A 13,917-nucleotide genomic window follows, 5' to 3' on the forward strand; every position below is an offset into this window, starting at 1 on the left:
TCTTCGGAGATTGCGACCCCAGTGTCTTGTCATTACGTACGGTCAAATGTTACCGTGCGTCAATATAATTTATTCCCTGCGCTTAAAACGTAACGCACCCTCAACTCTCCGCAGCCGCAACGGCAAAATCAGGTTCCTCGATGACACAGACCAATGGCATGAAACTCAGGATCGGCGTTGTGGGATGCGGCAACATTTCGCTCGCCTATATGCGCAACGCGCCGCTGTTCCGCGGCGTCGAAATCATTGCCTGTGCAGATCTTAACGCCGACGCCGGCAAGCGCCGCGCGGCGGAATTCAATCTGCGCGCGGCCGACGTCGATAGCCTCATTGACGACAAGGACATCGACCTCATCCTCAATCTGACGATCCCGGCTGCGCATTTCGACGTTTCGATGCGGGCGCTGTCGGCAGGCAAGCATGTCTTCACCGAGAAGCCGCTCGGCGTCACGGCCGCGGAAGGACGCCGGCTGGTGGATGCGGCCGCCACCAAGGGCCTTATGCTCGGCTCGGCGCCGGACACGTTCCTGGGGGCAGCCGGACGCCATGCCCGGCGGCAGATGGAAGCCGGCGCCATCGGCAAGCCGGTGACGGGAACGGCCTTCATGATGGGGCGCGGCATGGAGCACTGGCATCCCGATCCCAGCTTTTACTACCAGGCCGGCGCCGGCCCGGTCATGGATATGGGGCCTTACTATCTGACGATGATGGTCAATCTCATGGGGCCGATCCGCCGTGTGCAGGCGGTCGCCACAAGCGGGCAGGAAGAACGGCTCATCACCGCCGAGGGGCCGAAACAGGGCACCACGTTCAAGGTCGGCACGCCGACCAGCGTGCTGTCGCTGCTGGAATTCGATTGCGGCGCCACCGTCACCTTCGGCACCTCCTGGGACGTCTTCCGCCACTCCAACCACCCGATCGAGCTCCACGGTACCGAAGGCTCGCTGCGCCTGCCCGACCCCGACAATTTCGGCGGCTCCGTCGCGCTCTCCAGCCGTGGCGCTCCCTGGCAGGAAACGGATACATCAGGCGAACTCTTCGGGGCCGTCAACTGGCCGATCGCCGCGCCTGATCGCGCCAACTACCGCATGCTTGGCCTTGCCGATCTCGCGCGCGCAATCATCGAAGGCCGCACGCCACGCGCTTCGGGCGATCTCGCCCTGCATGTGCTCGAAGTCATGGAAGCGATCCTGCGTGCGGGTGAAACCGGCGTCGCGCAGACCATTGCGGGTATCGTCGCGCAGCCGAAAGAATTGCGGGAAGACGAAGCAAGGAGCTTGCTCGCATGACGCAACTGGACGAATCCGCCAAACGCGCCCTGGCATGGCCTGGCGATCCGGAAACGGCGGTGGAAAGCTGCACTCCGGCGCAGGCGCGGCAGCAATATCTGGACAGTTTCGCAGGCATCCAGTGGCCACTCGAAGAGGTGGCAGAGATGTTGGAAAGACGTGTGGGCGCCATCAGGGTGAAGATATGGCGCGGCCAAGCAGCGCCGCGCCAAGGGGCGCCGGCCCTGCTTTATCTCCATGGTGGCGGCTTTGTGATCGGCGCGCCGGAAACCCATGAGGATATCTCCCGGACGCTTGCCAATATGGCAGGCGCCGTCGTGGTTTCACCCGATTATCGCCTGGCACCGGAACATCCGTTTCCGGCCGCGATCGACGATTGCGCTGCCACACTTGTTTGGATGACGGAGCAGGCCGATGCACTCGGTATTGATCCCTCGCGCATTATCGTCGGCGGCGATAGCGCCGGCGGCAATCTGGCCGCCGTCGTTGCCCTCCTGGCGCGGGACGGACAGGTGCCGGCCGTCATCGGCCAGGTGCTGATCTATCCGGTGACCGACCAGTTGCAGGCCGCAGACAGCTACTCACGTTACGCAGAGGGTTTCGGCCTGACGGCAGCGGCGATGAAATGGTTCCGGGACCACTATCTGCCGGAAGCCGCGAGCAGGTCGGACTGGCGGGCTTCGCCGCTCAGCGCGATGTCGTTGGCCGGTGTGGCGCCGGCCTTCGTGATCCTTGCCGGACACGACGTGCTGGTCGACGAAGGGGCAGGCTATGCCGAGCGGCTCAGCCGGGAAGCGCAGGCCACAAGCCGGACCTGGCCCGGACAGATCCATGGCTTCGTATCGAAGAGACGGGCCATTCCGGAGGCGCAAGAGGCGCTTGAGGCCATTGCAATGGCGTGGCGCACCATGGACCCCGCGCTTACCCGCTGAGGCCGTAACCCTCGCCGGATCTCAAGCCGACCGGATCTCAAGCCGAGTCGCGCATGACAAGCGTTGCCTCAAGGATCACCTTGTTCGTGGCGGGGGTCGTTCCGTCATCCTCGCTCTCGATATGCGCGAGCAAAAGCTCCACGGATTTCGCGGCGATCTCGGATGCGTTCTGGGCCATCGTCGTCAGCGACGGGCAGGTATATCGGCTCAGCGGGTGGTCGTCGTGCCCGGCGATGCGCACGTCGCAAGCCTCGTTCCGGCCGATTTTCAGTCCCGAGGCGAATGCCGCCGCCATCGCGCCGAAGGCGAACCGGTCGTTGGCGCAGAGGAGCGTTTTGCCGGGAAGTCCGCCATTCGCAAGCATCCTCTGCATCTGCTCGTATCCGAGACGCTCGAACTCCCAGGAAGGCGGCGCGTCGCAATCGATGACGAGCGGGGAATGCCCTTCCCTCGCCATGGTCGCGCGATAGCCCGCCTGCCGCTCGCCGGCATTTTCGGTCATATGCGGAATTTCCAGGAAGATCGGCGGCTCACCGGATCGGCAGAGATATTGCACAATGGCTGCCATGCTTTGCGCGTTGTCGTTGCCGACATAGGGAAGGTCACCGCTGGCAGGATTGTCGAAGCAAACGACGGGGATTGCATCCCTTAGTCTTTCCAGCGCGGAACGCCGCGAACCGGCGCCCAGCGGCGCCACGATCGCACCCGCGACCTTCAGCGAGAGCAAGGTCCGCACGGCCTCCGCCTCCAGCTCGGGCCGCGTGTGCGAGGAGATCTGGACAGGCCAGAATCCCCTTTCGCGCAACTCCAGCTCGATCAGCGACACGACCTGCACATAAAAGGGATCCGACATGGTCGGGACCAGAATCCCGATATTCCTGGTCCGCTTGCGATTGAGATGCCGCGCGAAAAGATTCGGCTCGAAGTTCGACTTCTTGAGAGCCGCCTCGATACGCTTGCGGGTCACTTCCTTGATCTGCGAGGGATCATCGAAATATTTCGACAGCGTCGGACGCGATACGCCGGAGGCGGCCGCAAAATCGTCCATCGATTTATAACTTTTCTTGGCCATTCAGTTCCTTAATCGGCGGCGCGACGGTGCGCTGAATCGAAAATGATGTCGCATCACACGCATTCGGCAATTTGTACAGGGTGGTCTTCGTTTTCCGGAATCGGGGAAAATCAACGGGCAGGCCGGCATGACTTTTCGCTGCGGACCCGGCTCTCTTTCGAAAAACGAAATATTCTCCTCTCTTGCGACGTCAGGTGCTCGCGCCGCATGGTTGCAAAAACGCTTGTTTCAGGCCCCGAATTCGAAAATTTGCGGTGAGGACGGCGGGCGTCTCCGCTTTTCGTTTTGTTGGGCAGACTTTCATTTGTTTACGAAAGTAAAGAAAAAAAGCGTCACAAGCAACACAAATGCTCCGAAAAAATTCGGACGATAGCGAATAATTTTGTTATTATATTTCAATTAGTTGTGTGCGAACTCGCCATGAATACGGGCCTCCCATTTTTTCTCGATCGCAGTTCTTCATTGACAGATAGGCGCCTTAGGGAACCTACTTTGCCTACGATCTTGAGGAGGATCGATTAACTGAAAATCTATGGGAGGCACACATGAATATCAGAAAATTCAGCGTGACGATGCGGGCTGCCGTGGCGGTATGGGCGCTCTGCGCCACATCGGCGTTTGCCGACACCACCATCGAATTCATACAATGGTGGGAACCCGAAATGCCGTCCGGGGCGCTGCGCGGCATCATGAACGATTTCGAGGCCGCCAACCCCGGCATCAAGGTGACGCTGGTCAGCGGCCCCTATGCCACGACGCGTGACCAGATCGTCGTCGGCGCCGCCTCCGGAACGCTGAGCGACGTGGTGGGCCTGGATGGCGCCTGGGTAAACGGGCTGGCCAAGCAGGGCGCAATCGCCTCCATGGACGAACTGATGGACAAGGCGAAGTACGACAAGAGCCAGATCACCGATATCGTCAAGGTCGATGGCAAGAGCGTGATGTTCCCGCTCGCTTCCTTCGTCTATCCCGTCTTCGTCAACCTCGATATCGCCAAGGCATCCGGCGTCGACAAGTTGCCGACCACACGCACGGAATTCGCTGAAGCCGCGAAGAAGATGACCGATGCGCCGAAGAACCAGTATGGCTGGGTCCTGCCGCTGTCGCTGCAGTCGCCGAGCGGAATCCAGAACGACGTCATGTCCTGGGTCTGGGCCTCGGGCGCCTCGATGCTGAAGGACGGCAAGCCGGATCTCGAAAATGACGCTGTCGTCGGCACGCTCGATTATATCGCGTCCCTCAACAAGGAAGGCGTTATTTCGCCCGGCATTTTCGCCAAGAAGGAACAGGACAAGGTCGAGGAATTCGTCAACGGCCGCGTCGGCATGATGGTCGACTCGCTCGCCCACGTGAACCTCATCCGCGAGCGCAATCCGAAGCTCAACTTCGGCATCTCCGCCTTGCCGGCCACTGACGGCTACACCGGCAAGCGCGGCATGCCTTATGCCTCCTGGGGCATCGGTATCAGCGAAGGCAGCCAGCACAAGGAAGAAGCCTGGAAGCTTGTGGAATATCTGATGAGCCCAGACGTCAACGGCCGTCTGGTTTCGATTGCCAACGCCTTCCCCGGCAATGTCCACGCCAAGCCGGATTTTGTGGCATCGGACCCGATCTTCGCCGAAGCTTTCAAAATCTTCCAGAGCGGCTATCCTGCCAATGAATTCGTCGGTCTTCCGGTTGCCGAAGAGCTGATGCGCGACATGAACGTCGAAGTTCAGAAGATGTTCGACGGCGGGCAGTCGGCCAAGGACGCGGCTTCCAATACCCAGAAGGCCTGGCTCGCGAAGTTCTAAAGCACGTCGCTTTCACGAATCACCGGCAGCGCCAGATTGCGCTGCCGGTGCAAGTCGTCAAATCTCGGCAGAATGGGAACTCACAGCTCATGAATCATTCCGCTCCGGCTCTGGTCGCTGCGCACGCCAAAGCGCCAAGAAAAGGATGGCTTCGTTACAGCACCTTGAGGAAGCTGGTGCCGTATTTCTACGTGTCGCCCGCCACTCTGCTGCTTGTTCTGCTGATGCTGTTCCCGATGGTGATGGTCTTCAAATATTCGCTGATGGACGGCGCCATCATGAAAAAGGATGCGGCGTTCGCAGGCGTCCAGAACTACCTGACCATCTTCGAGAATCCGGTCTTCTGGCAGTCGGTCGCCCAGACGCTTTATTTTACCATCATGAGCGTCGTCTTCCATTTCATCATCGGCCTGGCCTTCGCGCTGCTGTTGAACACCAACCGCGTCGATCCGCTCATTCGCAGCATCCTGCGCGTGCTCTTCATCCTGCCCTGGCTGTTCACCGCCGTCATCATCGCCATCATCTGGCGCCTGCTGCTCGATCCGAACGGCGTCGTCAACAGCGTGCTGATGGCGCTCCATATCATCAACTTCAAGGTCGAGTGGTTCTCTTCGACGCGCACCGCCATTCATGCATTGACCTTCGCAAACATCTGGGCGGGTTACCCGCTCTACATGGTCAGCCTGCTCGCCGGCCTCCAGGGCATTTCGAAGGAGCTTTACGAGGCAGCCGGTATCGACGGTGCCAACGAACTCGAAAAATTCTGGTACATCACCATTCCGCAATTGATGCCGATCATCATCAGCATCGCGCTTCTCGACTTCATCTGGACGATGCAGGTTTTTCCACTCGTATGGATGACGACGGGCGGCGGTCCGATCTATTCGACGGAAGTGCTCTCGACTTTCACCTACAAGCTCGCCTTCTCCCAGTATGAGTTTTCCCTGGCTTCGGCGAGCGCGATGATCATCCTCATCATTTCGATGAGCGTCACCTACTTCTACATCAAACACCAGCAGCGCAGGTGACCGCCATGGCAAAGCGTTCCTTCAAAAGCTCGGCATTGCCGACCATCCTGACCTATCTCGGCCTGGCGATCGGCCTGGTCTTTTCGACCTTCCCGATCGTCTGGATGTTTTTCAGTTCGCTGAAATCGAATACGGAAATCTTCGCCCTTCCGCCGCGGCTGCTGCCGGATGACTTTACGGTGGCCGCCTATCTGACGATCTTCAACGATCCGGTGAAAGTGCGCTTCTTCATCAACAGCTACTTCGTCGCCGGCGTCGTCACCTGCCTGACCCTGGTTATCGCCATCCTGACCGCCTACGGATTCAGCCGCTATCAGTTCCGCTTCAAGAACACTTTGAACATCTTCATCATCAGCACCCAGACCGTTCCGCCGATCACCCTTCTCATCCCCTATTTCGGCATGGTGGTCGCCTTCAGGATCTTCGATACCTATCTGGCGCTGATCCTGACCTACATGGTCTTCACGCTGCCTTATGCCATCCTGCTAATGACAGGCTATCTCAATACCTTGCCGAAAGAGCTGGACGAGGCCGTCCTTGTCGACGGCGGCTCGAGCTGGACGGCGCTCTGGCGCGTCATCGTTCCGGTCTCCATCCCCGGGATCGTCGCCACGGCGGTCTACACGTTTCTGCTGGCCTGGAACGAATTCCTCTTCGCGCTAACGCTGACGAAATCGATGGATCTCAGAACCGTTCCGATCGGTATCCAGCTTCTGATGGGCCAGCACGCCTTCGAATGGAACGAGATGATGGCGATGAGCGTGCTTGGTTCCCTGCCCCTTCTGGTACTCTACCTGGTTGCCCAACGCTATTTCCTGGCAGGCATGACCGCCGGCTCGGTCAAAAGCTGACGGCTGGTGGCCACGGCTGCGCAGTATGATTTCGCGGAATTATTTCTCTAGAGCCGTCACCCCGCCATGACACGAAGTCGATCGTCGTTCATTCACCTGCGGCTGCTGCTTGCAAGATCGTTCTCGCAATATCAGCAAAACCAAGGCCGGCGGGCTGCAACGAGACCCACTTCGGTGCGTACTGCAATTGCGGAAGGACGGGAATGATATTGTTGACGCCGAAGGAGTTGCGGATAAAGCCGAACATCGGGGCATCGTTTCGAGAGTCGCCGACGAAGGCGGTAACGGCGGGAGTTTCAGCCGGGTCGATACCGAATATCTCGGTTAAGACGCGTTCGCTCATCGACCGCTTGTCGTAATTGCCGATCCACGTGTTGATGTGAATGGAGCTGATCGCAACCGTTCCGCCAATGGCTTTTATGCTGGACGCGAGATCCTCGACCTCATGCGGGTCGTGACCCTGGATATCGATCGCGACGTCCGCCAGCCGGAAGACCTGATCGTGGGCAATTCTGAACGTCTTGCCCCTTCGCGAAACCAGCTCTTTCACTGACTGGAGATGCAGGCGTTGGCGCTCAGCCTGCAGGGTGGCATCTTCCCAATAGTCGAAGACGACTGCGCCGTCCCTACGGGTGACACAATATGCGCCGCTTTCGCCGACGACCGCGGCCACCGGCCAGGCACGAACGATGTGTTCGCACCAACCGGCGGAGCCGCCCGTAACCGGCACGACGGCAATGCCTGCCCGGCTGAGATCCCAGAGAGCTTGGTAGGTTTGCGGAAGTAGCTTGCCTTCGGTGGTCAGGGTATCGTCGATGTCGGTGAACAGGTAGCGCACGTCCCGTAACTCACGAGCTGATGGCGCAAGGTCTACATAGCTCATGCCATATCCTCGCTGCATGTCACCACGTCCAAGCCGCTCTCGGAGAGGGCATTGGTGGCGGCCGCTTCGCCAGGCAGCCGATCCGTATAAAAGCGGGTGAGTTTGCTGAATGGCGCCACACGCACGGAAGCGTTTCGCGTCCACTTGCTGACGTCTGCAGCCAGAATCTGCGTTTGTGAATTCTCAAGGAGGGCATTGGTGATTTGGGCTTCGCTATAGCTGAAATCCATCAGACCGTTGAGCGGGCTTAGAGCGCCTGCGCCGACGACGGCGTAAGTCGCATAGAATTTTTCGACGAACCTGATCACATCCGTGCCCACCACGTCGCGATCGTCGTGACGCAAAAGGCCGCCCGTCAAATGCACCTCGACACTCGGTGCATCGCAAAGGCTCAAGGCGACGTGGATGTTGTTGGTAATCACCGTCAGGCCCTGGTGATCACGCAGCGCCTCGGCAACGAACCGAACCGTGCTGCCGATCCCCAGGAACACTGTCGCGTCGACCCCTATGTCGGCGGCGACGCGCTTGGCGATAAGCCGCTTGGCCCTTCGGTTGAGCTGGGCGCGAGCGTTGAGCGAGATGTTGCTGCCCTCGACCGGCAGGTCGACGCCACCGTGGAAGCGGCGCGCGTGCCCGAGATCGCACAATGCATTGATATCGCGACGGATCGTCTGCGTCGTCAGATCGTACCGACGTGCCAGTTCCTCGATGTACTGAACACCGTCCGTTTCGATCAGCGCAAGGATCTCACGTTGTCGGCTCGATATGATCCGCTGCCCCATCGCCGCTCCTTACGTGAGGTAGACACTGGGGTCGTCTGTTATCACCCCAGTCAAACCCACCTCCCAGAAAGACGCGAGCAGCTTGGGATCATTGCAAGTCCATGCCCGCACCGCGATGCCGCGACGCACGGCCTCCTCGAGAAACCCGACACTCAGAGCCTTGTAGTCGAGATGGATGGTCTTTGCGGGAATTGACCGAAGGATATCCAACCAATCCGCGGGCAGGTTGCTCCACAGCATGGCGAGCTCGTAGCTTGGATCGACTTCGTGCATTCCCTTCAGCGCAGCGGCATCAAAGCTCGAGATCATGATCTTGGTGTGCGCCGCCCGCCCTTTCAAATGTTCATCAACGACTTTGACCAACTGGTCGAGTGATTTGTGATGAGCATGCTGCTTGATCTCGACGTTGGCATTGAGACCGAGTTCGCCCAAGGCGGAAACGACACGGGCCAGCGTCGGCAGCGGTTCGCCTTTGAATTTTGGGCTGAACCACGAGCCAGCGTCGATTCTCGCGAGATCCGACGCGTTGAGGTTGGCCAGATTTCCCTTTGACGAGGAACAGCGGTCGATGGAAACGTCGTGGATCACGACCGGCGTACCGTCGGCAAGAAGTGCAACGTCGAGTTCGACCCATTCCGCGCCCTGGTCCGCGGCCGCTCGAAAGGCAGCAATCGTATTTTCAGGCGCAACGGCAGAAGCGCCTCGATGTGCCTGAACTTCACCGCGTCTCGGCCCGGATCGCGACTCTACGGTCGTCATCGTCTCATCTCTTTCGTCTTCTTCGAAGGTTGGATGGAGAAATAATAAACTGGAGTCAATCTGTGCGTTTTCCCGTATCGCTATTAAAAGGGTGCATCGCGTCAACACGTGCAAAGATGTCGATATTCGCATTCTCGGCAAAGTCCGGACGACCCGGTACGGTCAGGACAACCGTCTGCTGGCCCCCCCCCAATCGCACATGCAGATGGCTTTCTCCCCCGATTGGCTCGAGCAACTCGACGGTTGCGTTGAGACGGACGGAAGGCTCTGCCGGCCTGGCAACAAGTAACGCGTCCGGGCGGAGCCCGACCATGTCGGTACCGGCAGGCAATGCCAGGGTCCCAGCGCCGTCGGCCGCCCTGAGGACGTCGATCGGTACCAGATTCATCGGCGGCGAGCCGATGAAGCCTGCGACAAACAAGCTTGCCGGACGGTCGTAGACTGCCACTGGCGTTCCGACCTGTTCGACAAGTCCGCCGTTCATGACGACCAATCGGTCTGCGAGGGTCATCGCTTCAAGTTGGTCATGGGTGACGTAGATGCTGGTCGTCTTGAGACGCCGTTGCAGCCGACGAATTTCAACTCGCATCTGCACGCGCAATTTGGCATCGAGATTGGACAGCGGCTCATCGAACAGGAAGGCGGCCGGCTCGCGAACGATGGCGCGCCCCATCGCAACCCGCTGGCGCTGCCCGCCGGAGAGTTCGCGAGGTTTACGATCCAACATCGGTCCGATTTCGAGGATCTCGGCGGCTTCCGCCACACGACGGTTGATTTCGGCCCGTTCGGTGCCGCGATTTTTCAAACCATATTCGAGATTTCCGCGTACCGTCATATGCGGATAAAGCGCATAGTTTTGAAAGACCATGGCGATATCGCGGTCGGCCGGCTCTGCCTTATTGACATTGCGGCCCGCAATCTCGACCTGGCCTTCGCTGATCGTTTCCAACCCGGCAATCATGCGAAGCAGGGTGGATTTGCCACAGCCCGAGGGGCCGACGAGGACGATGAGTTCGCCGTCTGCAACGGATAGGTTGATGCCTTTGACAGCTGGAACGGTACCATAATTCTTCTTGACGTCGATGATGTTGATCGTTGCCATTTCATTTCTCCGTTTCGACCAGGCCTTTGACAAAAAGGCGTTGCATGGCGACGATGACGAGGACGGGTGGCAGGGCGGCGAGAATGACCGCTGCCATCACGAGGTTCCAGCGGGGCTCGGCATCGGCAACCGCTGCCATGCGCTGGATTCCCATCACGACTGTGTAGAAGCTCTGGTCGGTCGTTATGATGAGCGGCCAGAGATACTGGTTCCAGCCGAGTACGAAGAGGATGATGAAGAGCGCCGCGATATTGGTGATCGACAACGGCAGCAGAATATCCCGGAAGAACTTCATCGGTCCCGCTCCATCGACGCGGGCGGCCTCCATCAGTTCGTCAGGGACGGTCAGAAAGAACTGACGAAACAGGAAGGTTGCCGTTGCCGAGGCGATCAGCGGGATGATGAGGCCGCTGTAATTGTTCAGCATTCCAAGATCGGCGACGACTTTGTAGGTCGGCACGATACGCACCTCGACCGGCAACATCAGGGTGATGAAGATCATCCAGAATGCCAGGGTCCGGAACGGAAACCGGAAATAGACGATGGCAAAGGCCGAAAGGATCGAGATGACGATCTTGCCGACGGCGACGCCAACCGCCATGATCAACGAGTTGATCATCATCGGCCCGATCGGCGGCGCCCCGGAGCTCGTCATCCCGGATGAGAGCATCGTCGAATAGTTCTCGATGATGTGGCCACCTGGTGTCAGCGGCACGACGCCTGACAAGAAGTCGTTTGGGCCATGGCTTGATGCAATGAAAGCCACGTAGACCGGAAACACCACGATCGTCACGCCAATGATGAGGACAAGGTGCGCCAGGAAATTTAGGAAGGGGCGATTCTCAACCATCCTTGGAATTCCTCAATATTGTACGCGGCGTTCGATAAAACGGAATTGGACGGCCGTCAGAGCGACGACGATCACCATGAGAATGACCGACTGTGCCGCCGACGAGCCCAAATTCAGCCCGATAAACCCGTCGAAATAGACTTTGTAGACAAGGATTTCCGTCGCGCGCGCCGGTCCGCCTTGGGTGGTTGCATGAACGATGCCGAAGGTGTCGAACATCGCGTAGACGATATTGATGACGATCAGATAGAAAGTCGTCGGTGAGATCAGCGGGAACACGATCGTCCAGAAACGCTTCATCGGACCGGCTCCGTCGATGGCCCCGGCTTCCTGAAGCGAGCGTGGGACGGATTGCAGCGCAGCCAAGAAGAACAAGAAATTATAGGAAATCTGCTTCCACGTCGCCGCGATCACGATCAGGACCATGGCATCGTCGGGATTGATCAGATGATTCCAATTGATTCCCATTGCCCGCAACATATAGGCGACGATGCCGATCGACGGATTGAACATGAACCACCAAAGAATGCCGGCGATCGCGGGGGCGACGGCATAGGGCCAAATGAGCAAGGTCGAATAGATTCGAGAGGTGCGCAACACGCGCATTGCCGCTGCAGCCAGGAGCAGCGCAATCGACGTTGATAGGACCGTCACGAGTATGGCGAAGATGAGCGTGTGGCCGAAGGCATTGATGTAGATCGGATCGGCAAAGAGCCGACGGTAGTTTTCAAACCAGACGAAGGTCGTTTTGAAACCGAAAGCGTCCTGACGCAGGAAAGATTGCCAGAATGCAGTTCCCGCAGGCCAAAGGAAAAATACCACGGTCACGAAAATTTGGGGAGCGATGAGCAGGTAAGGCAAAAGCTTGTTGGGAAATACGGTCCGTTTGGTTTGCATGGGCCCTCACACTGACGGATGGGAAACGGGGGCCGGTCTTTCACCAGCCCCCGTCACGGAGCCCATTAGTTGGCGGACTGGAAATCGCGAAGCTGTTCGTTGCCTCTTGCGACCACGGAATCAACTGCTTCCTTCGCCGTCTTCTTCCCGCCCAGCAAGGCCGCAAACTCATCGTCGATAATGCCACGCACCTGGACGTAGTTGCCGAAACGGATGCCCTTGGAATTGTCGGTGGGTGTCACCCGCGTCAGTTGCTTGATGCCGATATCTGCTCCGGGGTTCTTCTCGTAATAGCCCTGATCCTGGCCCAGCTTATAGGCAGCCTCCGTTATCGGCAGGTAGCCCGAGAACTGATGCCAATCGGCTTGGACTTCCGGCTTCTGCAGGTAGGTGAAGAACTTCGCGACACCTTTGTACTCCTCTTCCGGGCGACCTTTCAGTGTCCAGAGAGTGGCGCCGCCGATAATCGAGTTGAGCGGCTGCGGAATAACGTCGTCATAGTAGGGAAGCGGCGCAAAACCGACCTTGAAAGCCTTTGCGTTGTTGATGACCCCTGCCCGACCGGCGGACGAATTCATGTACATCGCGCATTCCTGAGAATAGAACATCGGAGGAGCGTTATCGCCGCCGCCAGGTCCTCCAAATTTGAAGAGCCCCTCGTCCTGCCACTTCTTCAGATTGCCCCAATGGCGGATCGTGAGATCATTGTTGAAGGTGAATTCTGCGTCCAAGCCGCCAAAACCGTTGGCCTTGGTAGAATACGGCTTATCGTGCAGGGCATTCAGGTTCTCAGTCTGGATCCAGGAGATCCAGGCGCTGGTGAAACCGCATTTAGCTGCGCCGGACTTCATGATCGTCCGCGAAAAGGCTTCAACGTCCGCCCATGTTTTCGGCGGCGTTTCCGGGTCAAGCCCTGCTTTCTTGAAGATATCCTTGTTGTAATACAGGATCGGCGTCGAGGAATTGAACGGCAAGGACAGAACGTTGCCGCTGGTGTCAGAGTAGTAACCGACGACCGGAGCAATGAATTTGCTCTGGTCCCAGGCCTCACCTTCGTCCTTCATCAACTGGTAAACGGGATAGACCGCACCCTGTGCTGCCATCATGGTGCCGGTACCAACTTCATAGACCTGTACGATTGCGGGCTGCTGGTTGGCGCGGAACGCAGCAATGGCGCCCGTCAGCGTCTCGTCATAGGTGCCCTTGAATACCGGAACGATCTCATAGTCAGATTGAGATGCGTTGAACCCCTTGGCGATCTGTTCAAGCTTCGCGCCATTCTCGCCGCCCATTGCGTGCCACCACTGGATCTTCGTGGCTGCCATTGCCGGAACGGATAACGATAGGCTGGTCAATCCTGCGGACAGGAAAAAAGCGATCTTGTTCATCCTCACTCCCACTTGTTGTCGGTCCGAAGCCTCCCGCTACGAACGTGAGCCCGATGGTAACAGGCGAAGTTCACTTTGCAAGAATGAAATGTTCAAATGAACATTTGCGGCCGGCGATCACCTGCGGACTGGCGCAATGCTGGCGACAGCATCAGGTTCGAGGTGGGCGGTTCTCGGGCCGAGGATATGGGATTGAGGGCCGTGACCCGGCGGCATGGGCTTGGTCGCCTTTGGGTGGCAGCACAAGCGTGATCAAGTGAACACCTCCATGGCGTTCACCATTAACGACGT

Annotated in this window: 13 protein-coding genes; 5 read left to right on the top strand and 8 right to left on the bottom strand. The window is 58.5% G+C overall.

Features of this window, described 5'->3' with window-relative positions:
• The first annotated feature begins 140 nt into the window (after positions 1-140).
• Complete coding sequence (locus tag FHX10_RS29405; protein ID WP_047619015.1) at positions 141-1,289, top strand: Gfo/Idh/MocA family protein; 1,149 nt, start codon at positions 141-143, stop codon at positions 1,287-1,289.
• A complete protein-coding gene (locus FHX10_RS29410; protein ID WP_183845293.1) occupies positions 1,286-2,221 on the top strand; it encodes an alpha/beta hydrolase in 936 nt (311 codons plus the stop codon). The genes FHX10_RS29405 and FHX10_RS29410 overlap by 4 nt, the downstream gene beginning before the upstream one ends.
• A gap of 37 nt (positions 2,222-2,258) precedes the next feature.
• On the opposite strand, the gene FHX10_RS29415 is transcribed toward FHX10_RS29410, so the two are convergent.
• Positions 2,259-3,293: a LacI family DNA-binding transcriptional regulator gene (locus FHX10_RS29415; protein ID WP_047619020.1), complete on the bottom strand. Its 1,035-nt coding sequence runs from the start codon at positions 3,291-3,293 to the stop codon at positions 2,259-2,261.
• Between the two features lie 545 nt (positions 3,294-3,838).
• On the opposite strand from FHX10_RS29415, the gene FHX10_RS29420 reads away from it, so the two are divergent.
• The 3 genes from FHX10_RS29420 to FHX10_RS29430 all read left to right on the top strand — a co-directional run bounded on the left by FHX10_RS29420 (position 3,839) and on the right by FHX10_RS29430 (position 6,965).
• Positions 3,839-5,086 (top strand): ABC transporter substrate-binding protein, encoded by a 1,248-nt coding sequence (locus tag FHX10_RS29420; protein ID WP_063473714.1) that lies wholly within the window; start codon positions 3,839-3,841, stop codon positions 5,084-5,086.
• Between the two features lie 89 nt (positions 5,087-5,175).
• Complete coding sequence (locus tag FHX10_RS29425) at positions 5,176-6,114, top strand: carbohydrate ABC transporter permease (protein WP_028758669.1); 939 nt, start codon at positions 5,176-5,178, stop codon at positions 6,112-6,114.
• A 5-nt stretch (positions 6,115-6,119) separates the two neighbouring features.
• Positions 6,120-6,965: a carbohydrate ABC transporter permease gene (locus tag FHX10_RS29430; protein ID WP_028758670.1), complete on the top strand. Its 846-nt coding sequence runs from the start codon at positions 6,120-6,122 to the stop codon at positions 6,963-6,965.
• Between the two features lie 88 nt (positions 6,966-7,053).
• Here FHX10_RS29430 and FHX10_RS29435 read toward each other — a convergent pair whose 3' ends face one another.
• The 7 genes from FHX10_RS29435 to ugpB all read right to left on the bottom strand — a co-directional run bounded on the left by FHX10_RS29435 (position 7,054) and on the right by ugpB (position 13,626).
• Positions 7,054-7,848, bottom strand: coding sequence for an HAD-IIB family hydrolase (locus FHX10_RS29435; protein WP_048338470.1), 795 nt, complete (start codon positions 7,846-7,848; stop codon positions 7,054-7,056).
• Positions 7,845-8,630, bottom strand: coding sequence for a DeoR/GlpR family DNA-binding transcription regulator (locus FHX10_RS29440; protein WP_047619028.1), 786 nt, complete (start codon positions 8,628-8,630; stop codon positions 7,845-7,847). The genes FHX10_RS29435 and FHX10_RS29440 overlap by 4 nt, the downstream gene beginning before the upstream one ends.
• A gap of 9 nt (positions 8,631-8,639) precedes the next feature.
• Positions 8,640-9,389 (bottom strand): glycerophosphoryl diester phosphodiesterase, encoded by a 750-nt coding sequence (locus FHX10_RS29445; RefSeq protein ID WP_047619032.1) that lies wholly within the window; start codon positions 9,387-9,389, stop codon positions 8,640-8,642.
• Between the two features lie 55 nt (positions 9,390-9,444).
• The gene (locus FHX10_RS29450; RefSeq protein ID WP_047619035.1) at positions 9,445-10,491 is read right to left on the bottom strand and encodes a sn-glycerol-3-phosphate import ATP-binding protein UgpC; all 1,047 of its coding nucleotides are present in this window, start codon (positions 10,489-10,491) and stop codon (positions 9,445-9,447) included.
• A 1-nt stretch (position 10,492) separates the two neighbouring features.
• Positions 10,493-11,341 carry a sn-glycerol-3-phosphate ABC transporter permease UgpE gene (ugpE, locus tag FHX10_RS29455; RefSeq protein ID WP_028758675.1) on the bottom strand — a complete coding sequence of 283 codons (849 nt, stop codon included), beginning with the start codon at positions 11,339-11,341 and terminating at the stop codon, positions 10,493-10,495.
• Between the two features lie 12 nt (positions 11,342-11,353).
• On the bottom strand, positions 11,354-12,238 hold the full coding sequence (ugpA, locus tag FHX10_RS29460) for a sn-glycerol-3-phosphate ABC transporter permease UgpA (RefSeq protein WP_048338469.1): 885 nt from the start codon (positions 12,236-12,238) through the stop codon (positions 11,354-11,356).
• A gap of 65 nt (positions 12,239-12,303) precedes the next feature.
• Positions 12,304-13,626 (bottom strand): sn-glycerol-3-phosphate ABC transporter substrate-binding protein UgpB, encoded by a 1,323-nt coding sequence (gene ugpB / locus FHX10_RS29465; protein ID WP_028758677.1) that lies wholly within the window; start codon positions 13,624-13,626, stop codon positions 12,304-12,306.
• Positions 13,627-13,917 lie beyond the last annotated feature (291 nt).

It is taken from the genome of Rhizobium sp. BK591, from assembly GCF_014195045.1.
GTDB classification, from domain to species: domain Bacteria; phylum Pseudomonadota; class Alphaproteobacteria; order Rhizobiales; family Rhizobiaceae; genus Rhizobium; species Rhizobium anhuiense.

Excerpts from the sequence above, each read along its gene's own strand:
- FHX10_RS29405 (WP_047619015.1), top strand. The coding sequence starts at position 141 with ATGACACAGACCAATGGCATGAAACTCAGGATCGGCGTTGTGGGATGC.
- FHX10_RS29410 (WP_183845293.1), top strand. The coding sequence starts at position 1,286 with ATGACGCAACTGGACGAATCCGCCAAACGCGCCCTGGCATGGCCTGGC.
- FHX10_RS29415 (WP_047619020.1), bottom strand. The coding sequence starts at position 3,293 with ATGGCCAAGAAAAGTTATAAATCGATGGACGATTTTGCGGCCGCCTCC.
- FHX10_RS29420 (WP_063473714.1), top strand. The coding sequence starts at position 3,839 with ATGAATATCAGAAAATTCAGCGTGACGATGCGGGCTGCCGTGGCGGTA.
- FHX10_RS29425 (WP_028758669.1), top strand. The coding sequence starts at position 5,176 with ATGAATCATTCCGCTCCGGCTCTGGTCGCTGCGCACGCCAAAGCGCCA.
- FHX10_RS29430 (WP_028758670.1), top strand. The coding sequence starts at position 6,120 with ATGGCAAAGCGTTCCTTCAAAAGCTCGGCATTGCCGACCATCCTGACC.
- FHX10_RS29435 (WP_048338470.1), bottom strand. The coding sequence starts at position 7,848 with ATGAGCTATGTAGACCTTGCGCCATCAGCTCGTGAGTTACGGGACGTG.
- FHX10_RS29440 (WP_047619028.1), bottom strand. The coding sequence starts at position 8,630 with ATGGGGCAGCGGATCATATCGAGCCGACAACGTGAGATCCTTGCGCTG.
- FHX10_RS29445 (WP_047619032.1), bottom strand. The coding sequence starts at position 9,389 with ATGACGACCGTAGAGTCGCGATCCGGGCCGAGACGCGGTGAAGTTCAG.
- FHX10_RS29450 (WP_047619035.1), bottom strand. The coding sequence starts at position 10,491 with ATGGCAACGATCAACATCATCGACGTCAAGAAGAATTATGGTACCGTT.
- ugpE (WP_028758675.1), bottom strand. The coding sequence starts at position 11,341 with ATGGTTGAGAATCGCCCCTTCCTAAATTTCCTGGCGCACCTTGTCCTC.
- ugpA (WP_048338469.1), bottom strand. The coding sequence starts at position 12,238 with ATGCAAACCAAACGGACCGTATTTCCCAACAAGCTTTTGCCTTACCTG.
- ugpB (WP_028758677.1), bottom strand. The coding sequence starts at position 13,626 with ATGAACAAGATCGCTTTTTTCCTGTCCGCAGGATTGACCAGCCTATCG.